This is a genomic window from Tahibacter harae, assembly GCF_024437735.1.
In the GTDB taxonomy this organism is placed as follows: Bacteria; Pseudomonadota; Gammaproteobacteria; order Xanthomonadales; family Rhodanobacteraceae; genus Tahibacter; species Tahibacter harae.
This window is the reverse complement of sequence record NZ_JANFQO010000022.1, coordinates 74,213-100,907: the sequence shown is the minus strand read 5'-3', so window position 1 is coordinate 100,907 and position 26,695 is coordinate 74,213. Positions and strand designations below refer to the sequence as shown.

Annotated in this window: 31 protein-coding genes and 1 pseudogene; 18 read left to right on the top strand and 14 right to left on the bottom strand. The window is 67.3% G+C overall.

Annotated elements, in window-relative coordinates; all coding sequences use genetic code 11:
• From NM961_RS24215 to cyoE, 3 genes and pseudogenes are all read left to right on the top strand, one after another.
• Positions 1 to 119, top strand: a pseudogene (locus tag NM961_RS24215) (DUF1153 domain-containing protein); the annotation flags it as partial.
• A 2-nt stretch (positions 120 to 121) separates the two neighbouring features.
• Positions 122 to 937 (top strand): IS3 family transposase, encoded by an 816-nt coding sequence (locus tag NM961_RS19660; RefSeq protein WP_255916120.1) that lies wholly within the window; start codon positions 122 to 124, stop codon positions 935 to 937.
• 75 nt (positions 938 to 1,012) lie between these two features.
• A complete protein-coding gene (gene cyoE / locus NM961_RS19655; protein WP_255916119.1) occupies positions 1,013 to 1,909 on the top strand; it encodes a heme o synthase in 897 nt (298 codons plus the stop codon).
• An 80-nt stretch (positions 1,910 to 1,989) separates the two neighbouring features.
• Here cyoE and NM961_RS19650 read toward each other — a convergent pair whose 3' ends face one another.
• The 4 genes from NM961_RS19650 to NM961_RS19635 all read right to left on the bottom strand — a co-directional run bounded on the left by NM961_RS19650 (position 1,990) and on the right by NM961_RS19635 (position 5,170).
• The gene (locus NM961_RS19650; RefSeq protein WP_255916118.1) at positions 1,990 to 2,925 is read right to left on the bottom strand and encodes a carbohydrate kinase family protein; all 936 of its coding nucleotides are present in this window, start codon (positions 2,923 to 2,925) and stop codon (positions 1,990 to 1,992) included.
• A 260-nt stretch (positions 2,926 to 3,185) separates the two neighbouring features.
• Positions 3,186 to 3,776 (bottom strand): DUF924 family protein, encoded by a 591-nt coding sequence (locus NM961_RS19645; protein WP_255916117.1) that lies wholly within the window; start codon positions 3,774 to 3,776, stop codon positions 3,186 to 3,188.
• A 160-nt stretch (positions 3,777 to 3,936) separates the two neighbouring features.
• On the bottom strand, positions 3,937 to 4,278 hold the full coding sequence (locus NM961_RS19640; RefSeq protein ID WP_255916116.1) for a BON domain-containing protein: 342 nt from the start codon (positions 4,276 to 4,278) through the stop codon (positions 3,937 to 3,939).
• Positions 4,279 to 4,459: 181 nt separating this feature from the next.
• Entirely contained in the window at positions 4,460 to 5,170 is a 711-nt protein-coding gene (locus NM961_RS19635) for a pseudouridine synthase (protein ID WP_255916115.1), read from the bottom strand.
• Positions 5,171 to 5,355: 185 nt separating this feature from the next.
• Between NM961_RS19635 and NM961_RS19630 the strand changes: the two genes are divergently transcribed.
• The 3 genes from NM961_RS19630 to NM961_RS19620 are packed head-to-tail and all read left to right on the top strand — an operon-like array spanning position 5,356 to position 6,942.
• Positions 5,356 to 5,589, top strand: coding sequence for a hypothetical protein (locus NM961_RS19630; RefSeq protein WP_255916114.1), 234 nt, complete (start codon positions 5,356 to 5,358; stop codon positions 5,587 to 5,589).
• Entirely contained in the window at positions 5,558 to 6,148 is a 591-nt protein-coding gene (locus NM961_RS19625; RefSeq protein WP_255916113.1) for a DNA-deoxyinosine glycosylase, read from the top strand. Before NM961_RS19630 ends, NM961_RS19625 begins: the two co-directional genes overlap by 32 nt.
• Before the next feature lie 59 nt (positions 6,149 to 6,207).
• Positions 6,208 to 6,942: a hypothetical protein gene (locus NM961_RS19620; protein WP_255916112.1), complete on the top strand. Its 735-nt coding sequence runs from the start codon at positions 6,208 to 6,210 to the stop codon at positions 6,940 to 6,942.
• 42 nt (positions 6,943 to 6,984) lie between these two features.
• Here the strand turns inward: NM961_RS19620 and NM961_RS19615 are convergent, their stop codons facing one another.
• Both NM961_RS19615 and NM961_RS19610 read right to left on the bottom strand, forming a co-directional pair.
• Positions 6,985 to 7,317 (bottom strand): glutaredoxin family protein, encoded by a 333-nt coding sequence (locus NM961_RS19615; protein ID WP_255916111.1) that lies wholly within the window; start codon positions 7,315 to 7,317, stop codon positions 6,985 to 6,987.
• 172 nt (positions 7,318 to 7,489) lie between these two features.
• Positions 7,490 to 8,050, bottom strand: coding sequence for a glycine zipper 2TM domain-containing protein (locus tag NM961_RS19610; protein ID WP_305119268.1), 561 nt, complete (start codon positions 8,048 to 8,050; stop codon positions 7,490 to 7,492).
• 209 nt (positions 8,051 to 8,259) lie between these two features.
• Between NM961_RS19610 and NM961_RS19605 the strand changes: the two genes are divergently transcribed.
• On the top strand, positions 8,260 to 8,538 hold the full coding sequence (locus tag NM961_RS19605; RefSeq protein WP_255916110.1) for a hypothetical protein: 279 nt from the start codon (positions 8,260 to 8,262) through the stop codon (positions 8,536 to 8,538).
• Positions 8,539 to 8,565: 27 nt separating this feature from the next.
• Here NM961_RS19605 and NM961_RS19600 read toward each other — a convergent pair whose 3' ends face one another.
• The 3 genes from NM961_RS19600 to NM961_RS19590 are packed head-to-tail and all read right to left on the bottom strand — an operon-like array spanning position 8,566 to position 10,329.
• Complete coding sequence (locus NM961_RS19600) at positions 8,566 to 9,024, bottom strand: OsmC family protein (protein WP_255916109.1); 459 nt, start codon at positions 9,022 to 9,024, stop codon at positions 8,566 to 8,568.
• Entirely contained in the window at positions 9,021 to 9,488 is a 468-nt protein-coding gene (locus NM961_RS19595; RefSeq protein ID WP_255916108.1) for a DUF2721 domain-containing protein, read from the bottom strand. Before NM961_RS19595 ends, NM961_RS19600 begins: the two co-directional genes overlap by 4 nt.
• Positions 9,489 to 9,504: 16 nt before the next feature.
• The gene (locus NM961_RS19590; RefSeq protein WP_255916107.1) at positions 9,505 to 10,329 is read right to left on the bottom strand and encodes a universal stress protein; all 825 of its coding nucleotides are present in this window, start codon (positions 10,327 to 10,329) and stop codon (positions 9,505 to 9,507) included.
• Positions 10,330 to 10,485: 156 nt separating this feature from the next.
• Between NM961_RS19590 and NM961_RS19585 the strand changes: the two genes are divergently transcribed.
• The 5 genes from NM961_RS19585 to NM961_RS19565 all read left to right on the top strand — a co-directional run bounded on the left by NM961_RS19585 (position 10,486) and on the right by NM961_RS19565 (position 15,275).
• Complete coding sequence (locus NM961_RS19585) at positions 10,486 to 10,917, top strand: hypothetical protein (RefSeq protein ID WP_255916106.1); 432 nt, start codon at positions 10,486 to 10,488, stop codon at positions 10,915 to 10,917.
• Between the two features lie 143 nt (positions 10,918 to 11,060).
• A complete protein-coding gene (locus NM961_RS19580; RefSeq protein WP_255916105.1) occupies positions 11,061 to 12,401 on the top strand; it encodes a sensor histidine kinase in 1,341 nt (446 codons plus the stop codon).
• Positions 12,398 to 13,312 (top strand): response regulator, encoded by a 915-nt coding sequence (locus NM961_RS19575; RefSeq protein WP_255916104.1) that lies wholly within the window; start codon positions 12,398 to 12,400, stop codon positions 13,310 to 13,312. The genes NM961_RS19580 and NM961_RS19575 overlap by 4 nt, the downstream gene beginning before the upstream one ends.
• 280 nt (positions 13,313 to 13,592) lie before the next feature.
• Positions 13,593 to 14,255, top strand: coding sequence for a PAQR family membrane homeostasis protein TrhA (trhA, locus tag NM961_RS19570; protein ID WP_255916103.1), 663 nt, complete (start codon positions 13,593 to 13,595; stop codon positions 14,253 to 14,255).
• A 33-nt stretch (positions 14,256 to 14,288) separates the two neighbouring features.
• Positions 14,289 to 15,275 carry a zinc-dependent alcohol dehydrogenase family protein gene (locus tag NM961_RS19565; protein WP_255916102.1) on the top strand — a complete coding sequence of 329 codons (987 nt, stop codon included), beginning with the start codon at positions 14,289 to 14,291 and terminating at the stop codon, positions 15,273 to 15,275.
• A 66-nt stretch (positions 15,276 to 15,341) separates the two neighbouring features.
• Here the strand turns inward: NM961_RS19565 and NM961_RS19560 are convergent, their stop codons facing one another.
• On the bottom strand, positions 15,342 to 17,093 hold the full coding sequence (locus NM961_RS19560) for a DUF885 domain-containing protein (protein WP_255916101.1): 1,752 nt from the start codon (positions 17,091 to 17,093) through the stop codon (positions 15,342 to 15,344).
• A gap of 168 nt (positions 17,094 to 17,261) precedes the next feature.
• Positions 17,262 to 17,750, bottom strand: coding sequence for a DUF456 domain-containing protein (locus NM961_RS19555; protein WP_255916100.1), 489 nt, complete (start codon positions 17,748 to 17,750; stop codon positions 17,262 to 17,264).
• A 55-nt stretch (positions 17,751 to 17,805) separates the two neighbouring features.
• Here NM961_RS19555 and NM961_RS19550 point away from each other — a divergent pair, with 55 nt between their 5' ends.
• Complete coding sequence (locus NM961_RS19550; protein ID WP_255916099.1) at positions 17,806 to 18,483, top strand: protein kinase family protein; 678 nt, start codon at positions 17,806 to 17,808, stop codon at positions 18,481 to 18,483.
• 436 nt (positions 18,484 to 18,919) lie between these two features.
• Here the strand turns inward: NM961_RS19550 and NM961_RS19545 are convergent, their stop codons facing one another.
• Positions 18,920 to 20,161 carry a CSLREA domain-containing protein gene (locus NM961_RS19545; protein ID WP_255916098.1) on the bottom strand — a complete coding sequence of 414 codons (1,242 nt, stop codon included), beginning with the start codon at positions 20,159 to 20,161 and terminating at the stop codon, positions 18,920 to 18,922.
• A 138-nt stretch (positions 20,162 to 20,299) separates the two neighbouring features.
• Complete coding sequence (locus NM961_RS19540; protein ID WP_255916097.1) at positions 20,300 to 20,944, bottom strand: energy transducer TonB; 645 nt, start codon at positions 20,942 to 20,944, stop codon at positions 20,300 to 20,302.
• 191 nt (positions 20,945 to 21,135) lie between these two features.
• Between NM961_RS19540 and NM961_RS19535 the strand changes: the two genes are divergently transcribed.
• Genes NM961_RS19535 through NM961_RS19520 form a run of 4 tightly spaced genes read left to right on the top strand, consistent with a single transcriptional unit; the run spans position 21,136 to position 24,975 of the window.
• Positions 21,136 to 22,140, top strand: coding sequence for a sulfate ABC transporter substrate-binding protein (locus tag NM961_RS19535; RefSeq protein ID WP_255916096.1), 1,005 nt, complete (start codon positions 21,136 to 21,138; stop codon positions 22,138 to 22,140).
• Between the two features lie 7 nt (positions 22,141 to 22,147).
• Complete coding sequence (gene cysT / locus NM961_RS19530) at positions 22,148 to 22,966, top strand: sulfate ABC transporter permease subunit CysT (protein ID WP_255916095.1); 819 nt, start codon at positions 22,148 to 22,150, stop codon at positions 22,964 to 22,966.
• Position 22,967: 1 nt separating this feature from the next.
• Entirely contained in the window at positions 22,968 to 23,834 is an 867-nt protein-coding gene (gene cysW, locus NM961_RS19525; protein WP_255916094.1) for a sulfate ABC transporter permease subunit CysW, read from the top strand.
• Between the two features lies 1 nt (position 23,835).
• Positions 23,836 to 24,975 (top strand): sulfate/molybdate ABC transporter ATP-binding protein, encoded by a 1,140-nt coding sequence (locus NM961_RS19520; RefSeq protein ID WP_255916093.1) that lies wholly within the window; start codon positions 23,836 to 23,838, stop codon positions 24,973 to 24,975.
• A gap of 67 nt (positions 24,976 to 25,042) precedes the next feature.
• Here NM961_RS19520 and NM961_RS19515 read toward each other — a convergent pair whose 3' ends face one another.
• A complete protein-coding gene (locus NM961_RS19515) occupies positions 25,043 to 25,549 on the bottom strand; it encodes a hypothetical protein (RefSeq protein WP_255916092.1) in 507 nt (168 codons plus the stop codon).
• A 327-nt stretch (positions 25,550 to 25,876) separates the two neighbouring features.
• Here NM961_RS19515 and NM961_RS19510 point away from each other — a divergent pair, with 327 nt between their 5' ends.
• Positions 25,877 to 26,491 carry a RhiA family protein gene (locus tag NM961_RS19510; RefSeq protein WP_255916091.1) on the top strand — a complete coding sequence of 205 codons (615 nt, stop codon included), beginning with the start codon at positions 25,877 to 25,879 and terminating at the stop codon, positions 26,489 to 26,491.
• Positions 26,492 to 26,695 lie beyond the last annotated feature (204 nt).

Genomic DNA, 26,695 nt, shown 5'->3' with positions numbered 1-26,695 from the left:
ACGTTCGCGAGCAGTACGAGCGGCAGCTGAAAGACCTGCAGGAAGCCTACGGCGAGGCCATGCTGGAGCTGCGCGCCCGAAAAAAATTGGCGTCCCTGCTGGGCAAGGACGAGACCTGATTGTGTCTCTCCAGCAGGGACTGAAAGCGGATGGTGTGGTGGTCACTACCAGTCAGTTGTGCCGCTGGTTCGAGGTGCCACGGCGAACGGTGTATTACCGCGAAACCAAGGCGCCTTCGAAGGTACAGGCCACATTGGCCGAGCCGATCAAGGCACTCATCGAACAGGAGCCGTCGTTCGGCTATCGGACGGTAGCCGGCTTGCTCGGCCTGAACAAGAACACGGTGCAGCGGATTTTCCAGCTCAATGGCTGGCAAGTGAAGAAACGCGCCGTAGGTAGCCGGCCGCGCATTGAGGCGAAAGTGTCGGTGGCGGAGCGGCCGGACGAACGCTGGGCGACGGATCTGTGTCGCGTCTGGGGCGGGCATGACGGTTGGCTGGTACTGGCGCTGGTGATCGATTGCTACACCCGCCAGTTACTGGGTTGGCAGCTCTCGCGCAGCGGCAAGGCGACGACGGCCGCAGCGGCACTGGAGCAGGCGCTGATTGCCCGATTCGGCTCACTGGGGCGTGTGACCACGCCGTTCCTGCTGCGCTCGGACAACGGACTGGTGTTCTCCAGTCGACGTTACACCGCACTGGTGCGCAGCTATGGCTTGAAGCAGGAATTCATCACACCGTACTGCCCGCAGCAGAACGGCATGGTCGAGCGGGTGATCCGGACACTGAAGGAGCAATGCATCCACCGCCACCGCTTCGAAAGCCAGCAGCACGCCAGCCGCGTGATCAGCGATTGGATCCAGTTCTATAACACCCGGCGACCGCATCAGGCGCTGGGCATGAAGACACCCGCCGAGGCGTATCGATTAGCGGCGTGACCTGTGCAGAAACCGCTGGGTCATTACAATTCTCTGCAGCTTTGTGCGGCCATTGAGTCAGTGATGCAGACATCCATGTTTCACCAGTATCTGGAACTGACCAAGCCGCGAGTCGTTGCGCTGATCGTGTTCACCGCGGTGATCGGCATGTTCCTCGCCGTGCCCGGTTGGCCGCCGCTTTGGCCGGCCGTGCTCGGCGGCATCGGCATCTGGCTGGCCGCGGGATCAGCCGCAGCGATCAATCATCTGATCGATCAGCGCATAGACCGCGTGATGGCGCGCACTGCGCACAGGCCGCTGGCGACCGGGGCCTTGTCGCCCAGGCAGGTGCTGATCTTCGCCCTGTTGCTGGGCACAATCTCCATGCTGATACTGGTGCTAGGGGTCAACTGGCTTACCGCCGTACTGACTTTCGCCTCGCTGATCGGCTACGCGGTCATCTACACCGCCTATCTCAAGCGCGCCACGCCGCAGAACATCGTGATCGGTGGTGCGGCCGGTGCGGCGCCGCCGATACTGGGCTGGGCCGCGGTCACAGGCGAAGTGCATCCGTATGCGCTGCTGCTGTTCCTGATCATCTTCGTATGGACACCGCCGCATTTCTGGGCTCTGGCCATCTTCCGGCGCGATGACTATTCGCGTGCGCAGGTGCCCATGCTCCCGGTCACCCATGGCGTTGAATACACCCGCTGGCACGTGCTGTATTACACCGTGCTGCTGCTGGTCGTCACCGTGCTGCCCTGGCTGACGGGGATGAGCGGTCTGTTCTATCTCGGCGGCGCGCTGGTGCTGGGTGGTGTGTTCCTCTACTACGCCTTCAAGCTGCTTAATCCGCCGGATGAGTTCTTCGCGATGAAGGTGTTCAACTATTCCATCATCTATCTGATGGCCCTGTTCGCCTTTCTGCTCGCGGACCACTACCTGGCCACACCGACCCTGCCGCGCGGTATTCCATTCGTTCCAGTGGGTTAAGCGAAAGTGGAGAGTGACAAAAGAAAAGCCCGGGAAAGCAGCGCTTTCCCGGGCTTTTTTGCTACGCAGACGCCGAGCTGTCAGTCCAGCGCGTAACCGAACTGCTGGCGGAACTGATCGGCAAATTCCTCGTAGGTGAAGCGCTGATTCTGCGTGCCCGGATGCTCGACCTTGAGCGCGCCCATCAGCGAAGCCATGCGGCCGACGGTGGCGAAATCCATGTCGCGCATCAGGCCGTAGATCAGGCCGGCGCGGTAGGCATCGCCGCAGCCGGTCGGATCCGACACGCGGCGCTCGTGCGCCGGCGGGATCTCGATGGTTTCCTTGGTCGTGTGAATCACCGACCCCTTGGGGCCGCGCGTCACGATATAGGCTTTGACGCGCTCGGCAATCTGCGCTTCGCTCCAGCCGGTATTGCGCTGCAGCAGCTGCGATTCGTAGTCGTTGACCGTGACGTACTGGGCCTTGTCGATGAAGGAGCGGAATTCATCGCCGCTGAACAGCGGCATGGCCTGGCCCGGGTCGAAAATGAAGGGAATGCCGCGCTCGGCGAATTCGTCCGCATTCTGCAGCATGGCTTCGCGGCCGTCCGGGCCGACGATGCCGAAGCTGATGCCTTCGACGTCGCGCACATGGTTCTCATAGGAACGCATCATGGCGCCGGGATGGAACGCGGTGATCTGGTTGTCATCCAGGTCGGTGGTGATGAAGGCCTGGGCGGTATACAGATCGTCGATGACCTTGACCTGGTCCAGGCGGATGCCGCAACGGACGAAATGCTCATGGTACGGACCGAAATCCTGGCCCACCGTCGCCATCGGCACCGGATCCTCGCCCAGCAGCTTGAGGTTATAGGCGATGTTGCCGGCGACGCCGCCGAATTCCTTGCGCATGCGCGGCACCAGGAATGCCACATTCAGGATATGCACCTTGTCCGGCAGGATGTGGTTCTTGAACTGGTCCTGGAACACCATGATGGTGTCGTACGCGAGCGAGCCGCAGATCAATGCAGACATTGGAGCCGGAATCCTGTTGGACGGTTGGGTGGACCGCTCCGATACGCGAGCGGATCCCCATTGTCGCAGATTCGGCCGTTCTACGCCGCTGCCGGACGGCGCCCCGGCGGCGCCGGGCGCTCGCTTGCCACGGCTTGCCTCCCCACGGATTTCAATGCCGATAGCCTATCCGCGCCGCCCCGCCCAAAACCGGCGGGTTCACGGATGCCCTGCTTCTGGCTTCACCGTATAAGGCCGCTGCACCGCCGGATCCGCGTCACCTAGAACCCTCCGCCCGCTTCGAGATAGGCCTTCTCCGCGGCGCTGCTGCTCCGTCCGAGGATTGCATTGCGATGCGGGAAACGGCCGAAGCGCTGGATCACGTCGAGATGCCGGCGCGCATAGTCCAGGTACATGGCGTAGGGCTCCGCTGGCGTCGCCGCCGGATCCTCGCGCAGGCGCTCGAACAGCTGTACGCAGCGCTGCTGCAGGCGCAGATCTTCAGCGTGCTCCAGCGGCAGGTAGGCGAAGCAGCGCTGCTGTACTGGCAGCCGCAGGTCGTCACCGCGGGCAATACCGGCCAGCGCGAAATGCTGGGCTTTGGGATCACCGGAAAATGCCAGCGGCGTGCCGCGATGGATATTGCGCGGGAACTGGTCCAGTACCAGCAGCAGGGCCAGCCAGCTGTGCGGTTGTGCAGCCCAGCTGTCGAGTTCACCGGCGCGGGCGGCATCGACCAGATGGCCAAAGCGCGCGCGGATCTCCTGGTCGAACGCCGGATCGGCGACGAACCAGCGCCGCGCCAGTGTTTCCTGCTCCGCCGCAGGCAGGCCTTCCTCGCCGAACCAGAACTTCAGCACAGTGCCGAACACGCGATCTCCCTCGCCGGAAAACAGGAATGATGAAACGCCCAGCGCGAAAGCGCCCGGTCGCGGTGCGACCGGGCGCGGTTGCCGGCTGATCCTGTGCCATGCCGGTTTCCGTGGCAACAGGCCGTCATGGCCTGCAGGGATTCGCGGTGCGGCGGCGCCGTTACTTGCGCAGCTTCAGCGCGCGGGTATCGACGTCGGTCACGCCCTTGACGTTCTTGGCGATGGTGATGGCCTTGTCGATGGCGGCCTGGTTGTCCAGCACGCCGGCCAGGGTCACGACGCCGTTGGTCGTGGAGACGTTGATATCCGTGCCCTTCACGGCGCTGTCGGCCAGCAGTTCGGATTTCACCTTGGTGGTGATCCAGGTATCGCCCACCGGCTGCTCGGACTCATGGGAGTTGGGCTTGTCGTTCACCGGCGCCTTGTCAGCCGCCCAGGCAAACGTGGCGGTCGCGCTCAGCAGCAGAACGGCGGCAGTCTTCTGAATGGTCGGAAAGCGCATGGTCAGTCTCCTGTCAGTGGGATTCGGCCGGGACTGCGGAAAGTCCGGCGCTGGTTCCCTGCTTCAGGCTTCGTGCCAGCAGCGAAATTCTAGGAAATCAATGGGTTGTAGCGGCGCCGGCTGCGCAACTTGCACGGTTGCGGCGGCTCGCAGTGCAAGCCGCAAGAAAAGCGGGCGCGGCCTACCAGGATTTGCGCTGCGGCAGCAGCCCCTGCAGTTCGGCTGGCGACAGGTTGCGCCACTGGCCGGGCTTGAGGTTGCCCAGGCGGATGTTGACGATGCGCACCCGGCACAGCTGCTTCACGCGATAGCCGAACTCGGCCGCCATCAGGCGGATCTGCCGGTTCAGGCCCTGGGTCAGGATGATGCGGAATCCAAATTTGCCCAATTTATAAACCTTGCAGGGCTTGGTCATCTGGCCGTGGATGCGCACGCCGCGGGACATGCCGACGACGAATTCATCGGTGACCGGCTTGTTGACCGCAACCAGATACTCTTTCTCGTGGCGGTTTTCCGAACGCAGGATCTCGTTGACGATGTCGCCGTTGTTGGTCAGCAGGATCAGGCCTTCCGAATCCTTGTCCAGCCGGCCTATGGGAAAGATGCGTTCCTGATGGTCGATGAAATCGACGATGTTGCCCTTGACGTGGGACTCGGTGGTACAGGTAATGCCGACCGGCTTGTTCAGCGCGATATAGACCGACTTTGCGCCGCCGCGGCTGTTCTTCAGGCGCAGCGCGTTGCCGTCCACGCGCACCTCGGCGCCGGCCTCGATCACTGCGCCGACTTCGGCCTTTTTGCCGTCCACGGTGACGCGACCGGCTTCGATCAAATCGTCGGCTTCGCGCCGGGAACACAGGCCGGTGTCGCTGATGTATTTGTTGAGACGCATGGGGCGCAGTGCAGAGGGTTTCGGGGGCGAATGCTGGCACAGCGCAACCGCCGCGGCCAGCGCGGCGGCGCGGGCCGGCCGCCCACAATGCGACAGCCCGCGCGGAAACGCCGCGCCGCTCTTGCAGCGGGCAGCGCCGGTGGACGATTATGCGGCCACCTTTCCGTCCACAGCGCGAGCCGTCCATGGCCAATTCCAACGTGGTCAATACCGTCACCGCGCCCAGTGCTTCGCAGATCGCGCTGGAACTGGCGGCAGCCATCATTTCCTCGGGCCGCTACCCGATCGAAGGCGCCCGCCCGGATATGGCGGCGCAGGATGCGCTGACCCTCTACGAGATCATCCTCGGCCGCCTCAAGGACCGCGTCGCGCGCCGCCACGAAGCCGATGCCGCGCCCACGGAAATCCCAGCGCCCTGAGCCGCCGCCCGGCGTCGCCGAACGCGGCGCGGACTATGTGCAGAGCTTCGCGCCCAGCCTGGGCGCGCATTGCCATACCCTGATCCTGGGCTCCATGCCCGGTGTCGCTTCGCTGGCTGCCGTGCAGTATTACGCCCATCCGCAGAACCTGTTCTGGCCGCTGATGCAGGCGCTTTACGCGGTGCCGCGGGAGCTGCCCTATGCGCAGCGCCTGGCGCGGCTGCACGAAGCCGGCGTGGGACTGTGGGACGTGCTGCAGGGCTGCGAGCGCCGCGGCAGTCTGGACAGCGCGATAACCCGCGTCAGCGAAGTGCCCAACGCCATCGCCGAACTGCTGCTGCAGCGGTCGCAGATCCGCGCCGTGGGGCTCAACGGCGCCAAGGCGGCCCAGGCTTTCCGGCGCCATGTGGCCGCGCACATACCCGCAGCGCGCAAATCCGGCCTGACCCTGCTGGAGCTGCCGTCGACCAGCCCGGCCCATGCCAGCATGAGCCGGGCTGACAAGCTGGCAGCCTGGTCGGCGCTCAGGCACGCGGCGGGACTGGATACCGGCGCGTAGCCGCCTGCGCCGCGGCGGCTTTGCTATCTTAGGCCGTTCCCCGTCTAGCGAGTCCGGCCATGCTCCCTCTGCGATCCCTGGCGCTGCTGTTGTCATGTTCCGCACTGAGCGCCTGCGGCGGCAGCGGGCCGCCGCCGCCGCCCGCGCCCACGCCGGCCCAGCAGCAGGCAGCGCAGGCCGCCGCGCAGGCGGCGGAGAAGCTCAAGATGTACGAGCAACTGCGCGCGGCCGGCAAGAACGACCTGGCTGCCGAGATCGGTAGCGACATAACCACCCGCTTTGCCGGCACGCCGGCGGCGCAGGAAGTGGCCAAGACCCTGCCCGAACTGCAGAAGCAGGCGCGGGAAGCCGGCGAGACGCGCCGCCTGCAGCGCCTGTGGAGCTACCAGGAATCGCCGGCCGGCAAGGGCAAGCAGTACCACGTGTCTATCTACGCCAAGGGCGGGCCTACGGCCGAAAGTCCGCAGCGCGTCACCCTGTTCATACGCCAGCATCCGGAATGGGGCCAGAGCACTTACCTGATGCGCGACGAAAGCGGCTTCCGCTGCCCCGCCGATTGCACCCTGACCCTGCGTTTCGACGGCGGCAAGCCCGAACGCTGGGCCGGCACCATACCGCCCACTGGCGAGCCGGCCATCTTCATCGACAAGAACGAGGCGCTGATCGCGCGCCTGCTCAAGAGCAAGACGCTGAGCATAGACACCGACTGGAAGGACCAGGGCAAGCGCACGCTGGAATTCGAAGTCGGCGGGCTGGATCCGGCCCGGCTGCCGCCGGCAGGCAAGAAGAAGTAGGCAATGCAGACGCCTCGCTGTCACGGCAGCGAGGCGCCCGTTTCACTGCGCCAGCAGGCCGCTGGCGCGCAGCGCCGCGTCGATACGTGCCGGGTCCACGCCCTTGATGACGCTGTCGCCGATCAGCAGCAGCGGCGTGCCCACGCCGCCGTGGGCGGTGAATTCCTGCCTGGCCTGGTCGGAGGCGAGAATGTCCAGCTCCTGCCACTGCACGCCGCGCCGGGCCAGCTGCTGGCGGGCTTTCTCGCAGTAGCCACAGTGCGGCATCACGTACATTGTCACTTTGACGGCTTCTTTCGCCGCCTTGGCCGTTTCCGGCGCCGCCTGTGCCGCGATGCCGCCCAGTGCGGACGCCAGGCCCAGCAGCACTGTCATTATCCACCGCCGATTCTGCTCCATCAGGTCCTCCCGCGCCGCGCCCCGGTCATCGGGACGCTCCGGGCGTTTCGGACTGTGGCGCCGCGCGCGAGTTCTGCAAACGCAAACGCCCCGGCGCGGGCCAGCGCCGGGGCGTTGCAGGCAAGCGCCGAACCGTTGCGGAGTGCGGTCAGCGGGCGCTCTGCACCGGCTGGATCGTCGCCTCGACCTCGATGCGGTCGCCCGGATCGTGGTCCATGCGGGTGGTGTATTCGCGGCCCTTGTGGGTATAGGTCACGTCGTAGCCGACCACCTTGTCGCTGACATCGTTGACGGTACGGCAGCGGGTTTCGGTGCTGTTGACCACCTTGCCGCCCTGATGGCGCTTGTCCATCTCATGGCCGACCATGCCGCCGGCGACCGCGCCGGCCACGGTGGCAGCCTTGCGCCCGTTGCCGCGGCCGACCTGATTGCCCAGCGCACCGCCGACCACGGCGCCGATCAGCGTGCCGCCGACATTGCCGTCGCGCTCGGCCTGGCGCTTGCTGACCGTGACCTGCTCGCACTCCTTGCGCGGCGTGCTCACTTGTTCGATCACCGGACTGACCCGGCGCACCGCGGCGAACTGCTCGGCTTCGCGCGCGGCCTGCTCGGCGGCCTGGGATTCGCTGGCATAGCGCTGCGCCACGGCCATGCCGCCCACCGCGAGCACGACGCCCGCGCCGAGGCCCAACATCAGCTTGCTGTCCATGAAGGATCTCCTGCGGCTGGAATTCCGGGCGGATTGAAAACGATGCTGGCTGAACTGTCTGCAGCTGTGCCGGCTAACTGTGGCGCCCGTCACGCCGCGGATTCAGTCTCCGGTCGGACCTGCGCTGCGATCCGCCACCTGACCAGAGTCGTAAAGCCACCGCAACCGCTCCCATGCATACTTGGCGGCAATAACCGGGGTAGTCAGGTATGAAGCACTGGGTCTTGCTGCTCGGGCTGCTGGTCAGCCTGCCGTTGTCGGCGCAAAGCGCGCGTTTCGGCTCGCGCATGGTTTCCCGCGGCGATACCGTGGAGCGGGTGCGCGAAGTGGCCGGCGCGCCCGACAGCGTGGCCAAGGAAGAAACCGGCGAGGCCGAGGCGCCGGAGCAATGGACGTATCGCCGCCGCGGCCGCCTGATCCAGATCTGGATCGCCGCAGGCAAGGTGACCTACGTCTCCGACCGCAAGGACGAAGGCGGCGGGGATTGAAGCCCCGCGCTACGCGGCCGGCGTGCGTCAGTCCGCGCTTTCGACGCGGATCGCGCAGCGCACCGAATGGGCGATGAAGCAGCGCGCATGCGCCGCCTCGTGCAGTTCGTCCAGCTGCGCCGCCTGCGGCGGCGTGCCGCTGAAACGCAGGCGCGGCCGCAGCACCACCTCGGCGATCACCAGCTTGCCGTCGACTTCGCGCAGGAAGCCCACGGCCTCGTCCTCGTAGCTGTCCACGCAGCAGCCCGCGGCTGCGGCCAGGGACAGGAACCAGAGCATGTGGCAGCTTGAAATCGCCGCGACGAAGGCTTCTTCGGGATCGACCGCGCTGACATCCGTGAAGCGCGGCGATACCGCCGCGGGCGAGGCCGCCGCAGCGACCTCCGCGCCGCCGTCGAAATGCCAGCGGTGGGCGCGCGAATAGCGCTGGTCGGTGAAGACGGCGTCGTTGCGCTGCCAGTGGATGCGGGCGTGGTGTTCGCTCATGGGCTTTGGTCGCGCTTGCCGTTCTGGAACGGTCCAAGACGCAGATGGATGGTGGCCAGATAGATTTCGCGCAGGAAGATCACCAGGCCCAGGATCAGGCAGACCAGGCCCAGCACGAACAGCGCCGCGGCGGGCAGGTTCACGTCGATGCCGTACAGCGCGCCGCCGAACAGCACGACAATGGTGCTGGACACCAGCAGCGCGCAGCCGGTGACCAGGCTGATGGACCAGTTCATCAAGCGCGCGCGCCGTGACAGCTTGCGCAATTCGTCCAGCAGTTCGGGGTGGCGTTCGATGGAGAGGTGTTCCAGCCGTTCCTCCTGGCGCCGCGCGCGGTCCACCACGCGGGCGAGGCGGCTGGTCAGCACGCCGAGCAGGGCGGCCACGCCGGTGAGCAGGAACACCGGCGCAACCGAAAGCTGGATCACATGGGCGATATCGTCGATCAGTATCGGCTGGGCCATGGAAGGGGCGTGGGTTTCAGTGTGCGACGAACAGCGCGCGGTCGGCGTGCTGGAACAGGTGCCGGGTCACGCCGCCGACGATCAGCTCGGCGATGCGCGAATGTCCCCAGGCGCCCATGACGATGAGATCCGCGCCGGTGTTGCGGGCTGCGGCGAGCAGGCCGGCGCCGCGGTCGTCCGGTGCGGTAAAGGGCTGGAATTCGGCCTGCACGGCGTGGTCGGCCAGGTGCCGGCGCAGGTCGAACGGCGGCAGCTGCAGCAGGCCGCCGCTATTGCCGCGGTTTTCGCCGTCGAGCACGACGACGCTGTCGGCCTTGCGCAGCAGCGGCAGCGCGCCGTGCACCGCGCGAATCGCCTCGCGGCTGCCGTTCCACAGCACGACGATGCGCCGGCCCAGTTCGGTCACTTCGGCGCTCTCGGGTATCACCAGCAGCGGCGCGCCGGCGGCGAAGGCGCTGCGCGAGACCAGGCCCCAGCCCAGCGGCGCATCCGGCTGCTGCTGCGGCCGTTCAATCACGATCAGGTCGTTCCAGCGCGCCGCGTAGGCGATGGCATCCAGCGCGTCGGACTGCGCCACCAACCATTCGCCGCGCGCGCCGGCGGCTTCCAGGCGCTGCTGCCACCAGCCCGCGGCGGCGCCGGCTTCGCGGTAGTGGCGGTCGGATTCATGCACCAGCACGGCGACGGTTTCCGGCGAGGTGAACGCCGCCGGAGGGATCGGCGCGACATACAGGCCGTGCAGGCAGGCGTCGAGGCGGCGGCTCAGCGCCAGCGCGGCGCGCAGCGCCGGCGGATCGCCGCTGTACTGGCGCAGATGTACCAGGATATCGAGGGTGCGCATGTCGTTCACCTCGCGATGGCGGACCAGGGCTTAGCTTAGCAGGGGACGACGGCCGGCTCCGCCGCCGGCACGAACGCCGCACCGGCCCTGCGCAGGCATGACCGCCGGGCTTTTTGCGGGCATCATTGGTTTGGCCCTAGCCAACGGAGTTCACTCATGAAGAGGTTGATCGGTATAGCGGGCACGGCCCTGTTCTTCCTCGCCGGCGCAGGCAGCGCCAGCGCCGCAATCGATTGCGAGATGGATTTCAGCATGTCGGGCTGGTCGGCGTTCTACAAGACCGCCAAAGGCAGCGGCACCATCCGCTGCAACAACGGCCAGAGCATGAAGGTCAGCATCCGCACCAAGGGCGGCGGCATCACCTTCGGCAAGCAGCGCATCGACAACGGCCGCGGCAAATTCTCCGAAGTCAACAACATCAAGGATCTGCTGGGCACTTACGCCAGCGGCGGCGCGCATGCGGGCGCGGTGAAATCCTCCGCTGCCAGCGTAGTGACCAAGGGCGATGTGTCGCTCGCCCTGGCCGGCACCGGCGAAGGTGTCGATATCGGCATCGACTTCGGCAAGTTCGTCATCAGCCGCCGCTGACTTTGCGCCCTGCACGCGCCGCGGCATATGCCCGCGGCGCGCGCGCTTATTCCGATTCGCCGCGGATTTTTCCGCGTCACACGCATGACGCATGCCACCGCTAGCCTCGCCGGGTTGCCGCAACCCGACCAGGCCAGCGTGTCATGAATACTTCGCCGTCCAGTCTCCCCGCCGCGCCGGCCGCGGTTGCGGGCGACGCCGCACTGGCTGCGCTGCTGATCCCGGCGACGCCGCTGACGCCGCGCTGCAGCGTGGCCGAAGCCGGCGAGCGCTTCCTCGATCCTGCCCACGCAAACCTGCTGTCGCTGCCCATCGTCGATGCCGGCCGCGTGCTCGGCTGCATCACGCGGCATGAGTTGATGCTGCGCGTCTACATGGCGCCGTACGGACGCGAGCTGCACGGCCGGCGTCCGGTTACCACACTGATGAATGCGCAGCCGCTGAGTCTCAGCCTCGCAACGTCCATCGAGGCCGCCGGCCAGCTGATCGGCCAGCGCCTGCGCCGGCCCATTACCGAAGACTTCGTCCTCACCGGCGCCGACGGCTGCTACGCCGGCATGGGCATCGTGCTCGACGTGCTGCGCGCGCTGGAGATCAGGGTCGGCCAGCACGCACAGGAGCTGGAGCATGCCTACCGGCGCCTCAAGGCCTCGCAGCATCGCCTAGTGCAGTCGGAGAAGCTGGCCACCCTGGGCCAGCTGGTCGCCGGCCTGGCTCACGAGATCAACACGCCGCTGGGCTATGTGCAGAACAATCTCGCCATGACGCGCGACCTGCTGCCCTCGGCCGACAGCCTGGTGCAGGCGGGTTCCGCCGTGCTGGATGCAGCCCTGGGCGAAGACGCCGCGGCGCTGGAAAGCAGTCTGCAGCAGCTGTCCGCCGCGCGCGCCGCGTTCGATCCGGCGATGTTTGCCGACCTCACCGCGCTGCTGGATGACACCTTGCACGGCGTCGGCCAGATCGCCGACCTGGTCGCCCATCTCAAGGATTTCTCCCGCGTCGATTCGGCCCATGCCGAAGCGGTGGACCTGCACGGCCTGATCGACGCGGCCCTGCGCATCGCCGGCCATCTGCTGAAAAAGAACAATGTGCAGGTGCGCTGCCATTACGGCCAGATCCCGCCGCTGCGCTGCGCGCCGGCGCAGATCAACCAGGTGCTGCTGAACCTGATCGGCAATGCCGCCCAGGCCATAGACCACGACAGCGGCATGGTCACCATCCGCACGCAGACCTTGGGCGGCTACGCCATGATCGCGGTACAGGACAACGGCCGCGGCATTCCGCCGGACGTGCTGCCGCGCATCTTTGAACCCTTCTTCACCACCAAGCCGGTCGGGCAGGGCACGGGGCTGGGGCTGTCCATCTGCCAGCAGATCGTGCAGTCCCACGGCGGCCGCATCGCCGCCACCTCGGCGCCGGAAACCGGCACGCGCTTCGTGGTGGCGCTGCCGCTGGCCGGTGCCGCCGCAAGGAGCGCGCCATGACTTCCGCCAAGCCCTGCGTGGTGCTGATCGACGACGAGGAGCGCATCCTGCGTTCGCTCGCGCTGCTGCTGCGCAGCCGCTACGAAGTGCTGGCCAGCACCGATCCGGTGCAGGTGCTGCAATGGGTGCGTTCGCGCCCGGTGCATGTGGTGGTCAGCGACCAGCGCATGCCGGCGATCACCGGCGTGGCCCTGCTGCGCCAGATCCGCGAACATTCGCCGCGCAGCATGCGCCTGCTGCTGACCGGCTATGCCGACCTGGCCGCGGTCGAGGCCGCGGTCAACGAAGGCGAGATCTTCCGCTTCCTGGAAAAACCCTGGGATGCGCTCAGGCTGCAGGACGCCATCGCCACCGCTGCGCAGATCGCCGTGGCCGATTTCGCCGATACGCCCGCGGCGCCCGCCGTGGCCGCGCCGGCCGCCGCCGCGCCGGTGCTGGTGCTGGACGAAGATCCGCTGACCGCGACCCTGGTGCGCAGCCTGCTGCCCTCGGACTGTCTGGTCGCCACGGCAGCGACGGTGGAGGCCGCGCTCGCCCGGCTGGAGGAACAGGAATTCGGCGTGATCCTGGCCGAGCTGCGCCATAGCAGCGACGATGTCATCGGCGCGCTCAAGCTGCTCAAGCAGGCCAGCCCGCGCACCTTGTCCATCGCCTGTTCCCCGCTGCGCGACGGCCGCCTGCTGATCGAGCTGATCAACCAGGGCCAGGTGTTTCGCTTCCTGCCCAAGCCGCTGGGCCGCGAGCTGCTGCGCCGCGCCCTGCTGGCAGCGCTGGAACGGCACGCCGAACTGCGCAGCGAGCCGCAGCGCCTGCGCCGGCATGCGGTGGAGAGGCCGCGCGAGGTCAGCCTGTCCGGGCGGGTGCTGGATTACCTGCGGCGGATCCGCGACCAGGCGCGGCTGCGCGCCTGAGCGGTACGGGTTTGCGCGGGCGTCACGGCTGCCGCGTGATCCGCTTGCGGGCGGACCAGAATGCCGCTGTATATCCGGCGAGGCGCGGTAATCCGCCAGCCCATCGCGCACTTCCGCGGACGCGGCTCCCGCACCGCCATCGTGTGTGCGGCAGGCGTTCCATCCGCTGCGGCGATTCGCCGCGCCGGGCTACTGTCGCAATATCAAACGATCGTTTGGATTTTGCCGGCGGCTGCGCTAAGGTCGCCGCACCGTTTGCGCCATTCCAGAGGACGCCGCCATGGCGCATCCCGCCGCAGGACCGCGCTACCCGCTGCTTGAGGAAATCATCTCCAGCGCCATCCACGGCGTCGGCATCGTGCTCAGCATCGCCGGCCTGGCCGTGCTGGTCGCGTTTGCAGCGCTGGACGGCAATGCCTGGCATGTGAGCAGCGTCGCCGTGTTCGGCGCCACCCTGGTGCTGCTGTACACCGCGTCCACGCTCTACCACGGCATTCCCAACGAAGTGGCCAAGCCCACCCTGCGGGCGCTGGACCATATCGCGATCTATCTGCTGATCGCCGGCACGTATACGCCTTACACCTTGATCAGCCTGCACGGCGCCTATGGCTGGCTGCTGTTCGGCGTGGTCTGGGGGCTGGCCGTGCTGGGCATAGTCTGCGAGCTGTCGCCGCTCAAGCGTTTCCGCGGCGCCGCCGTGGCGCTGTACATCGGCATGGGCTGGAGCGCGCTGGCCGCGCTGGGGCCGCTGCTGGAAAAGGTGCCCAGCGGCGGCCTGTGGCTGCTGTTCCTCGGCGGCGCGGCGTATACCCTGGGCGTGCCGTTCTACCTGTGGCGGCGTCTGCCGTTCAGCCATGCCATCTGGCACGGCTTCGTGCTGCTCGGCAGCATCCTGCATTTCTTTTCCATCCTGTTTTATGTGGTGCCGGCCGACATCCTCTGAGCCGGCGTGCATCCCTGTTTGCGGAGACAGCCCATGAAGAAGGCCGAATACGCCAGCCGCGGCCCGGTGCCGCAGGACGTCATCAGCACCGTGGAAATGAACCTGCCGCCGCCGGCGGAAGGCCAGGTGCTGATCGAGGTGCTGGCGGCGCCGATCAATCCCTCCGACGTGCTGACCCTGACCGGCGAATACGGCCAGCTGCCGCCGCTGCCGGCCATCGGCGGCAATGAAGGCGTCGGGCGCGTGGTCGAACTCGGTTCCGGCGTGGACGCGCAGTGGCGCGGCCGCACCGTGCTGCTGCCGGTGGGCAGCGGCACCTGGCGCACGCATCTGCTGGCCACGGCGGCGACACTGGTGCCGCTGCCCGACGGCGTGGACGTGCAGCAGCTGGCCATGCTTGCGATCAATCCGCCGACCGCGCTGTTGATGCTGAGCGAATTCGTCAATCTGCAGCCCGGCGACTGGGTCATCCAGAACGCGGCCAATTCCGGCGTGGGCAGCTATCTGATCGGTATTGCCAAGGCGCGCGGCCTCAACTGCGTGAACATCGTGCGGCGCGAAGCGGCGGTGGAATCCGTGCGCGCGGCCGGCGGCGAGATCGTGCTGGTCGACGGCGAAAAACTGGCCAAGCGCGTCGCCGAAGCCACTGGCTCGGCCGCGATCAGGCTCGGCATCGACGCCGTCGGCGGCGCCGCCACCGATAACCTGGCGCGTTGCCTCGCCCCCGGCGCCACCCTGATCAATTACGGCGCCATGAGCGGCGAACCCTGCCAGATCTCGCCGGCCTCGTTCGTTTTCCGCGACATCACCCTGCGTGGCTTCTGGCTGTCGCAATGGTTCAAGACGGCCGATGCGAAGCGCCGTGCCGAAGTGTTCGGCGAGATCGGCAAACTGATCGCCAGCGGCACCCTGCGTGCGCCGGTGCAGGCGACCTATCCGCTGGACCGGATCAAGGAAGCCGTCGCTGCGGCCGCGGCAGGCGAACGCAGCGGCAAGATCCTGTTGCTGCCGAACGGCTGACGCCGGGCAGCGCTTCCGCCACACAGACGAAGAAGCCGGCTCGCGCCGGCTTCTTCCGTGGAACTTTCACTTGCGGCGCGCAGGAATGAATTCTTCCTCCACCGCCTTCTCCAGCAGATCCGGCGGCAGCAGCCCCTGGCCGATGACGAAATCGTTGAAGGCCAGCCGGTCGAACTTGGCGCCCAGGGCGATCTCGGTCTTGGCACGCAGTTCCATCAGGCGCGTATAGCCGTAGAAATAGCTGGTTGCCTGGCCCGGCGCGCGGAAGGTGTAGCGGTCCACTTCCTGCGTCGCCATGGCATTGGACAGGCCGACTTCGTCGGTCAGCACCTGGTGTGCGCGCTCCTTGCTGATCTGGCCCAGGTTCAGCATGGGGTCGAGTATCGCCCGCGCCGCGCGCTGCAGCCGCGCCTGCAGCGCGAACAGCTGGCCTTCCAGCGGTTCGTAGGGCTTGGCCTCGGCTTCGGCGTACAGCGCCCAGCCTTCCACATTGACACTGTTGAACGCGAACACCGTGCGCGCCAGCGACACGCCGCGCTCGACCATGGCGGTGAACTGCAGCTCATGGCCGGGACGGCCTTCGTGCGCGGTCAGGGTCCAGGTGGAACCCTTGTGGCTGAAGTCGTCATAGCGTTCGGCCGCGTCGCCGGCGACATTGCCGGCGGTCAGCACGAAGGTGCCGCGCTCGCCCTTGTTGCCGATCAGCGGCGGTGGATCCATGTGCGGCGCCGGCTGCGCCGCGGTTTCCGCGGCCGAGGCCACGCGCATCAGCATGGGCCGCTTGGGCAGGGTGACGATGCGTTCCTTGCGGATCACGTCTTCCAGTTTGCCGATCACCTCGTGATAGGTGGACTCGACCTGGTCGGCCGGGATCTGTTCCTGCTTGAGGTGCTTGATGACGGCGCGGTAGTCGTTGTCCGGCAGCTGGCGCTGGGCGGCGATCTGGCTGGCGATGGTCTGCATCTCGTTGCGGATTTCCGCATAGGACAGGCGCGCCTTCTGGATCAGCGCTTCCGGCGGGATATCCAGGCCGACATTGCGCAGATTGTCCGCATACAGCTCCGCCGGCAGGCGGAAGTCCTCGCGTGCATTCGGCAGCACGGTGCTGCGCTGCCACTCGTCGTAGTCCTTGAGCTGGGCTTCCAGCGCGTCCAGCGCCTTGTCCGCGCCCTTGATCTTGTACTTGGCGTAGAGATCGCGCAGACCCTTCACGTACTGCGGCGTGCTGGCCAGCGCGCGCTCCACCTGGGCCTTGACCGGGCCGAGCAGGCCGGGCTTGCCCGCCTGTTCGTTGTAGCGCTGCTTGGCCAGCTCGGTCAGCGGCTCGTAGCCCGATTCCAGGCCGGCGTAGCGCTTGAGGCGGGTCAGCGCGGCGGCGCGGCGCTTGGCCGGCACGTCGTCCTGCAGCAGGGCGAACAGGCCCTGGAACGTGGTCTGGCCCACGTCCACATAGGGCAAAAGGTATTTTTCATTGATCTGGCTGGATTCGATCTGCTGCTGCATGGCCGCGATCATGATGTCCAGGTCCTGCTGCAGGCGAGCATCCTTTTCACCGGCGCGGCGCTTTTCCAGCTGGGTCTTGGCCGCGGCCAGGGCGCTGCGGAAGCGTTCGGCGTTGTTGGCCTTCAGATCGAGCACGCCGCCGTCGTAGCCGGGCAGGCCCAGGCTGCTGGCGAGTTCCGGCGCGGCGTCGGCCAGCGCCTTCAGCGCCGGCTTGGCGTAGTCGTTGCTGCGCGCGACCCAGTCGTTCTTGGCGGCGGCGGCGGGCAGGGCGAGGGCGAGCAGGCAGGCGGCGGCAAGGCAGCGCAGGCGTTTCATGCGGTAGTTCTCCAGGGGCAAGGGGGCAGTTTCGCGGCCGGGCCGGCGCAGGGTATGTGCCGGAGGTCGCGAGCGCGCGGAGGAAATATACGAAGCCGCACGAGCTTTGCCAGCGGTGCGGCAGACAGGCATCGCAGGCGATTCGGTGCCGGTGCGGCGCGAACCGCCTCAGCCCACCGGCAGGAACAGCTTGAACAGGAAAATGCCGATCATCATGAAGGCCAGCGCCACCTTGACCAGGGTGCCGAACAGCAGCCCCAGCCACGTGCCCAGGCCCACATGGGCGGCGCGGCGCAGGGTGCCGCCGGCGATCAGTTCACCGGCCAGGGCGCCGACGAAGGGGCCGAGGACCAGCCCGGGCAGGCCGAAGAAGAAACCGGCCAGCGTGCCGATGGCAGCCCCGACCAGGGCCCAGCGGCTGGCGCCCACGCGCTTGGCCCCGAGCAGGCTGGCGATCACGTCGGCGGCGATGGCCAAGGCGCAGATTACGCCGAGTATGCCCAGGGTGATGGGCCCGACGTGGACGAAATTATCCGCCCAGGCCGCGATCACCATGCCCACGAACATCAGCGGGATGCCGGGCAGGGCCGGCAATACCGTGCCCAGCAGGCCGACCACGATCAATACGGCGGCGAGCAGGTACAGCGCAATCGTCATGGGGCGGATTCCTGGGCGGCCGGGCCGCGTTGCAGGCGCATGCTACGCTGCGCCGATGAAGGATAGTCCGACGGAAACCCGCGAACTGCTCAAGGCCGATACGTTTGGTCATATCGAGCGCGTACAAGACGGCGCGGAGATTTTCGTGCGCCGCGACACCCGCAGCGCCCACTGGCTGCTGCGCGGCCTGGCGCGCTGGGCCGCCGCGCACGAGGCGCGCGGCCTGCAGCGGCTGCAGGGCCTGGATGGCGTGCCGCAGCTGCGCCGCTGGGACGGCCGGGTGCTGGAGCGCAGTTACATCGCCGGTGCGCCCATGCAGGTGGCGCAACCGCGCGATCCACGCTGGTACCGCGCCGCCCACCGCCTGGTCAAGGCTCTGCGTGCCCGCGGCCTGGCCCACAACGACCTGGCCAAGGAGCCGAACTGGCTGGTCCGCGCCGACGGCTCGCCGGCCGTGCTGGATCTGCAGATCTGCTGGATCAGCCGGCGCCGCGGCGGATGGTTCCGCATGCTGGCACGGGAAGACCTGCGCCATCTGCTCAAGCACAAGCGTACCTATTGCCCGCAGGCGCTGACGCCGGTGGAATGGCGCCTGCTCAAGCGGCGCTCCTGGCTGGCGCGCACCTGGAAGGCAACCGGGAAGCGCCTGTACAAGTACATCGCGCGGCGCTGGTTCGGGTATTGGGACGATGACGGCGGCGCGCTGTCTTCGCGGCGCAGGCCGCAGGGGTGAGGGTTGGGAGTGAGAGTCGGCGCCGGGCTTTTTCAGCGCAGCGATGTCCTTGCTTGAGCCCTCTCCCAAGCGCGGAACGCGCCTGGGGGTGAGGGGGCGAGGGGGTGACGTTTCAGTTTGCGAAGAATTCCGGTTTTTGCGGTGTTCTCTGTGTGTTGAAGATTTTGGCGGAAATCCAAATGGCGAGGCGCGTTGGTCGCTGCCCCCCTCACCCAGCCCTCTCCCCCAAGCAAGCTTGGGGGAGAGGGAGCTTTCCGCTTTTTCTCGAAGAAACCCGGCAAATTTCACTTGCCGGAAACTCCGGATTCCGCCGCACACTCCCTGCGAATCCCGAATCCCGAATCCCGAATCCCGAATCCCGAATCCCGAATCCCGAATCCCGAATCCCGAATCCCGAATCCCGAATCCCGAATCCCGAATCCCGAATCCCCCCAGATCACAGCGGCAGCTCGAACCCGTCCGCGAAAATCCGGTCGTCCGATTCCACCGCGCCGATATCGCAGCGCGGGCCCAGCGGCCGCGGCCTGCCGCGCTGGTCGGTTGCTTCGCAGGGATAGTCGGAAACTGCCGGCGCGCCTGCGTCCACGGCGGGGCTGTCTGCCGCCGGCATCTGCGTCTCGGTGGTGCCGCCGTTGGGGCCGGGCGGCAGCAGCCGCGGGTTGAGCGGCTGGGTCGGGGTGCCGATCTGGTCGCCGGGCTGCGGCGTCGGCAGGCAGCCCGCGCCGGGGTTGCCGATGAAGTTGTGGCCGCGCGAGACGAGCTGGCTGGAGCCGCCGACGCAGTCCGGGCTGACGCTGCCACCGACGACGATGCTGAAATCGATGTTGGTGGCGAGTAGCGTATTGGATATTTCCACAACGCCCTGCGCCACCACGGCGCCGCTGCCGCTGTCGTTGAAATCGCTGTCGCTGCTGTTGCCGGCGACGGTGACGTTGTTGAGCTGGGCCGGGCCGACGAACAGCGCGGCGCCGGCGTCGGTCAGGCTGTCGTTGGCCTCGAAGCTGACGTTGCGCAGCTGGGCCGGCGTGGTGCCGGTATAGCGCAGGCCGCCGCCGCCGGGGCCGGTGGGCGCGGTGGCCGAGTTTGCGTGCAGCGTGCTTAAGGTCAGCCCCAGCGGGCCGGCGGCGTCTATGCCGCCCGCCGTATCGGCGGAATTGTTGGCGATGGTGCAGGCGTCGATCTGGACAGGCCAGCCCGCGGCGCTGCGGATGCCGCCGCCGCTGTCGGCGCGGCCGTTGCGGATGGTCAGGCCGCGCAGCGTCACGGCGGGGCCGGCGGGTGCGGCCAGGCCGGCGCCGATGTCGAAGACACGCTCGTTGCGGTCGCCGCGGATCTCGCTCAGGTCCGCGCCGGCGCCGACGATGTGCAGGCCGCCGCGGCGGACGTCCAGATCGCCGTTGGCATTGGTGTCGTCGGCGGCACCGGTGCGCTCCAGGCGGAAGCTGCCGGCGGGCAGCAGGATCTCATCGTACGGCGCCGGCACGCCGGCGCCGCATTCGCCGGCGGCCGCGCCCGAGGCGGCCTGGTTGTTTGCCGCCGTGATGGCCTCGCGCAGGCTGCAGGCGCCGTCGTTGGCGACACTGTCGCTGGTGGTGGTGACCTGCAAGGTCGCTGTCCATCCCGGGGCGGAAGCGGCGAGCAGGCTGAATAGGGCGAGAGCAGGAATGAAGGTGCGCATGGCCCATCTTCGGCATTCGCGATGCAGCAATTCAAGTGCAGGAGTGCTGCGGCAGCATGCCGGAATGCGCTAATGGCGCGCCCGCGGGAACAGGGCGAAAAGCCGGGGGCGCGGCTCCCCGCCGCGCCCCCGGTGCTGTCACAGCTCGGTCAGCTTGAACGCGACCGGCACCAGGCCGTAGGCGGCGATGGGCTGGCCGTTGCGGGTGCCGGGTTCAAAGCGCCATTTCATCACGCTGTTCTTGGCCTGCCGGTCCAGCCGGGCGTAGCCGGACGAGCGCGCAATCTCGATTTCCTGCGGCACGCCGTCCACGCCGACCAGCACGCGCAGGATCACGGTGCCTTCTTCCTTGGCCCGGGTCGATTCCCGCGGATAGGGCACCGTGGTACGGGAGCGGTAGGCTAGCACGCCGAGTGCGGGTTCCACCGGTGCGGCCTCGACCGGGCCGGGTTCCGGCGGCGTGTCGATCGCCGGCGTGGACATGGGCGTGGTTTCCTGGGTGATTACCGGCTGCACCGGCGCCGGCCGCGGTACCGGTTGCGGCCGCACCGCGGCCTTGGGCTTGAACTTCACCACTTCCAGGTCCTTCGGCGGCGGCGGGGGCGGCGGTTCCTCCTTCTTGACCGTCACCGCCAGCACCGGCGCCGGCGCGGCCCGCTCCACGGCCACATAGGCCGGAGGCGCCAGTATCGCGATCAGGGCCAGCCCGTGCAGGGCCAGCGTCACGCTGATGGCGGAGCTGCGTTTCCATTGGAAACCTTGGGTGAGGACTGCGCTTGTCATGGTGTTTCCCCTGCGCCGGCGGGCTGCCGTCGGAGAGCTGCAACGGCGCGCTCCGCCGCGCGGGGTTGCGCCCGGCCGGCGTGCGCCGCCTTGCAACAGCACTCATGGCATAAGGTGATAACAGGGTGTCAATTCCGGCTTAACCGCACCCGGTTTAGGCTGCCTTCAACTTCCCCGCCGGTACCACTGCCATGTTCATCACCTTGCGTCAGACGCTGCTCGGTTCCCTGCTGTGGCTCGGGGCGATTGCCGCCCAGGCCGCCGATCCCAGCCTGCTCAATGTCTCCTACGATCCCACCCGGGAGCTGTACAAGGACGTCAATGCCGCCTTCGCCGCGCAATGGAAGGCCGACAAGGGCGAGACCGTCACCATCAACGCCTCCCACGGCGGTTCGGGCAAGCAGGCGCGCTCGGTGATCGACGGCCTGGAGGCCGACGTGGTCACCCTGGCGCTGGCCTACGACATCGACGCCGTCGCCGAGAAAGGCCTGATCGCTCCCGACTGGCAGAAGCGCCTGCCGCACAACTCGACGCCGTACACCTCCACCATCGTGTTCCTGGTGCGCAAGGGCAATCCCAAGGGCATCAAGGACTGGAACGACCTGATCAAGCCCGGCGTCGAGGTGATTACGCCCAATCCCAAGACTTCCGGCGGCGCGCGCTGGAACTACCTGGCCGCCTGGGGCTATGCGCTCAAGCAGCCCGGCGGCAATGAAGCCAAGGCCAAGGAATTCGTCGCTGCCCTGTTCAAGAACGTGCCCGTGCTCGATACCGGTGCGCGCGGTTCCACCACCACCTTCGTCCAGCGCGGCATAGGCGATGTGCTGCTGGCCTGGGAAAACGAAGCCCTGCTCGCCCGCCAGGAACTGGGCAAGGACGAGTTCGAGATCGTGGTGCCGTCGCTCTCCATTCTGGCCGAGCCGCCGGTGGCCGTGGTCGACAAGGTGGTCGACCGCCGCGGCACCCGCGCCGTGGCCGAGGCCTATCTCAAGTTCCTCTACAGCCCGGCCGCCCAGGACATCGCCGGCCGCCACTACTACCGTCCGTACGACGCGGCCGCCGCGGCCAAGTACGCCAGCGTTTTTACCAAAGTGAACACGTTCACCATCGACGCGGAATTCGGCGGCTGGAAGAAAGCCCAGGCCACGCATTTCGCCGATGGCGGTGTGTTCGACCAGCTCGGCGTAGGCAAGTAAGGCCGCCATGGCGCGCCGTGTACTGCCGGGTTTCGGCCTCAGCCTGGGCTATGTGCTGACGTATCTCGGGCTGCTCGTGCTGCTGCCGCTGGCCGCGCTCGCGGTCAAGGCATCGGGCATAGGCCTGGCCGGCTTGTGGAATACGCTGAGTGCGCCGCCGGTACTGGCGGCGCTCAAGCTTTCCTTCGGCGCGGCGCTGGTGTCTGCGCTGATCAATGCCGCCGCCGGCCTGCTGGTGGCCTGGGTGCTGGTGCGCTATTCCTTCCCGGGACGGCGCCTGTTCGATGCCCTGGTCGACCTGCCGTTCGCCCTGCCCACCGCCGTCGCCGGCATCGCGCTGACGGCGCTGTACGCACCCAAGGGCTGGATCGGCGAATGGCTGGTGCCGCTGGGGATCAAGGTGGCGTTCACGCCGCTGGGTGTGCTGATCGCGATGATCTTCGTCGGTTTTCCGTTCGTGGTGCGCACGCTGCAGCCGGTGCTGGAATCGCTGGACCGCGATATCGAGGAAGCCGCCACCAGCCTCGGCGCCACGCGCCTGCAGACCTTCCTCCGCGTGCTGTTCCCGCTGCTGCTGCCGGCGCTGCTGACCGGCTTTGCACTGGCGCTGGCGCGGGCGGTGGGCGAATACGGTTCGGTCATTTTCATCGCCGGCAATATCCCCATGAAATCGGAAATCCTGCCGCTGGTGATCGTGAAACAACTGGAACAATTCAAATATGCCGACGCGGCTGCCGTCGGCGTCATCATGCTGGCGTTGTCCTTCGTCCTGCTGCTGGCCATAGGCCTGCTGCAGCGCTGGAGCCGGCGCTGGGCGGAGCGCTGACATGGACGCCGTGCTAAGCCTGACCCGTTCCCGTCCCGGCGCCGGCCGCCTGGTGCCGCTGCTGCTGATCGCCGCGGCGCTGGGCTTCCTGCTGCTGTTCCTGCTGCTGCCGCTGGCCGCGGTGTTCGTCGAGGCCCTGCGCAAGGGCCTGGGCACGTATACCGCGGCCCTGGTCCATCCCGAGGCCATCGCGGCGATCAAACTCACCTTGCTCGTCGCGGCCATCGCCGTGCCGCTCAACACGGTGTTCGGCGTGGCTGCGGCCTGGGCCATGACGCGCTTCGCGTTCCGCGGAAAAGCCCTGCTTGGCGCGCTGATCGACCTGCCGTTCTCGGTCTCGCCGGTGGTATCCGGCCTCATCTACGTGCTGCTGTTCGGCGCCCAGGGCTGGTTCGGGCCGTGGCTGCTGGAACACGACATCAAGCTGATCTTCGCCGTGCCCGGCCTGGTACTGGCCACGATCTTCGTCACCTTGCCCTTCGTCGCGCGTGAGCTGATTCCGCTGATGCAGTCGCAAGGCAGCGACGAGGAAGAAGCCGCCCGGGTGCTCGGCGCCGGCGGCTGGCAGATCTTCTTCCGCGTGACCCTGCCCAATATCAAATGGGCGCTGCTCTACGGCGTACTGCTGTGCAATGCGCGCGCGATGGGCGAGTTCGGCGCGGTGTCGGTGGTGTCCGGCCATATCCGCGGCCTGACCAACACGCTGCCGCTGCATGTGGAAATCCTCTACAACGACTACAACTATGCCGGCGCGTTTGCGGTCGCCTCGCTGCTGGCCTTCCTGGCCCTGATTACGCTGGGCCTGAAAACCTTCCTGGAATGGCGCTACGGCTCGGAACTGGCCGCCAAGGCGCCGCGCGGACACTGACATGACCATCACCATCAATCGACTGGCCCGCCGCTTCGCCGATTTCCGCGCCCTTGACGATGTCAGCCTGAGCATCGCGCCGGGCGAATTCGTCGCCTTGCTCGGCCCTTCGGGTTCGGGCAAGACCACCTTGCTGCGTATTCTCGCCGGGCTGGATTTCCCCGACTCCGGCGACCTGCTGCAGGACGGCCGCGATCTGCTGCAAGTCAGCGCGCGCGACCGCGGCGTCGGTCTTGTATTCCAGCACTACGCCCTGTTCCGCCACATGACCGTGTTCGAGAACGTCGCCTTCGGCCTGCGCGTGCGCCCGCGCGCGCGCCGCCCGAGCAAGGCCGAGATCGCCGAGCGCGTGGACAAGCTGCTCAAGCGCGTGCAGCTGGACGGCATGGCTGCGCGCTATCCCGCGCAGCTCTCCGGCGGCCAGCGCCAGCGCGTGGCGCTGGCCCGCGCGCTCGCCATCGAACCCAGCCTGCTGCTGCTGGACGAGCCGTTCGGCGCGCTGGATGCGCAGGTCCGCGTCGCCCTGCGCCGCTGGCTGCGCCATCTGCACGAAGAGATGGGCCTGACCACGGTCTTCGTCACCCATGACCAGGAAGAAGCTCTGGAACTCGCCGACCGTGTCGTCGTGATGAACCGCGGCCGCATCGAACAGGTCGGCACGCCGGACGAGATCTACCAGCAGCCGGCGACGCCGTTCGTGTTCGAGTTCATCGGCAAGTCCAACAAGGTCCCGGTGCGTATCCACGGTGCGCGGCTGCAGGCCGGCGACCAGCGCTTCGAAGCCGATGCGCTGGAAGGGCTGGCCGACGGCAGCGCCGTCGCCTATGTCCGTCCCGAACACCTGGCCCTGAGCACGACGCCGCTGGAAAACGGCTGGAAGGCGACATTGCGCCATGTATACCTGTCCGGCAGCGTCGCCCACCTGGAACTGGACGTGCCCGGGCTGGGGCAGACGCTGGAAGCCGAACTCGGCGGCGAGGAAGCCCAGCGCCGTTCGCTGCAGGCGGGCATGACGGTGACGGTGCAGCCGCGCCACCTGACCGTGTTTCCGCTGGACGGCAAGACCGGCGAGCCCGATCTGGCGCGGCGGCGTGTCGTGCATCCGCGCTACGGACAGGCGGCGCTGGCGCGGTGGCGTTGAACGGGGCTGTGCCCGGCGATGTCAGGACGCGCAGCCCCGCGCTGTGCGTCCGCCGCGGCGGCTTCCGCTAGCGGAGGCCAGGAACCAGCAACACTAGCGCCACCGGCAGGTAGCTGGCGGCATTGGCGATCAGCATGGTCTGCAGCGGTGTGCGAAGGCCCAGCCAGCGCGCGAACAGCTTGAGCACGGCCGCCTCGATCAAGATGCTCAGCACCAGCGCCGCGGGAAAGGCGAACCAGAGCAACATCCCGAACTGCGGGCCCGGCCGCACCGGGTCATGGACAATCCCCGAAGGAAACACCGTCGCGGCGAGCAGCATGCCCGCGATCCAGGACACGACGTTTGTCAGTAGGGTCAGGAAGAACGCTCCGCCGAGCTGGAGATGGCGTTCGCGGTAGAGCAGCACCGCCGTCTCGATGGCGAGGACGGCGGCAATCAGCCAGGGTGCTATTACCGGTGCCAGATAAGGCGCTGCGAACGCGGGGAAAATCACATTGGCCGAGGCGGGCGCCGCCGGCAGCATCGTCGCCAGAAAAGAACACAGCAAAACTCCGGTCTTCGAGCGCGGGTTCATTGATTGTCCGGCATGACGGTGCGGCGGAGATTGACGGCCCGGGCGGCAGGAAGTTCCGCGCCGCACCGGCGCGGCCGCCTTTGCGCCAATCCGGGGCAGGTGGATAGCGCTGAGGCAGCGGATGAATGCCTGTGCCGATTCCCTGTCGTCCTGCTGCACCGTGGCCGTACGCGCCGGCAGCCATCTCCCTCCAACGTATTCAATGGACCGGCTTGCTGGCATGCCCGTGATGCCCGCGCCGCCGTTTCAGCGCTAGCGTTACGTAGCGCTGCCGCGCCGCGGCCGCTCACGCGCCAACACGCCGCCTACGTCAAAAGGGGAAAAGCCATGACCCAACGCCAGATCACCCTCGTCAACAATTCCACTGCGCCGACTGCGCTTGCCCTGCTGCAGGGCGACAGCGTGATCTGGCTGGCCAAGTACGCCTATCCCGGCACCCAGGTACGCTTTACCTGGGACGATACGGATTACTGCTTCGTCTGGGCCGGCACAGGTCAGGTTTCGCCCGGCGTGATACTCGACGTTTCCCAGGTCGTGCCGGCCAGCCCGAACGACAACAATCAGATCGACTTTTCCTACGACGCGCCCAACCGCACGTTTTTCTTCGGCAAGCCCCAGAGCGGCACGCCCACTGGCACTCTCATGATCCGCGCCGACAACACCGTGCCTGTAGACGCGGTTGCCGTCGGCATCGGCATGGCCGGCAAGCCCAGCGCGGTCATGTCCGCCCAGCCGAACATGATGTACCGCTTCACACCGCGCCCGGACTACCGGCTCGCTTTCGGCAACCTGACGCAGAGCGAAGTGGTCGATCCGGCGGCCTTGCCTACCTTTCCGGTCAGCTTCCCGCCCAACGTCTACGCACTGACGGCGACGCTGGACGAAGGCCACCAATGGACGGTGGTATCGGACATTCTGAGCAAGGCCGAGGCGGACGAGTGAACCCAAGAGCGGCCGGCGCAAGGAGCGAGGGGCCTGGTCTCTGCAAAAGCCTGCGGCCGGTTGGCGCAGTGGCCCATGCTCCTTGACCGCTAGTGTCGAATAGGCCGACTGACGCCGCTGCCGCCGGAAGACCGGCGGATCTGCATTGCGGCGCTGAACCGGACATTCCGTTGCCCCGGTGCCGCGCATTCGCCGCAGGACTGA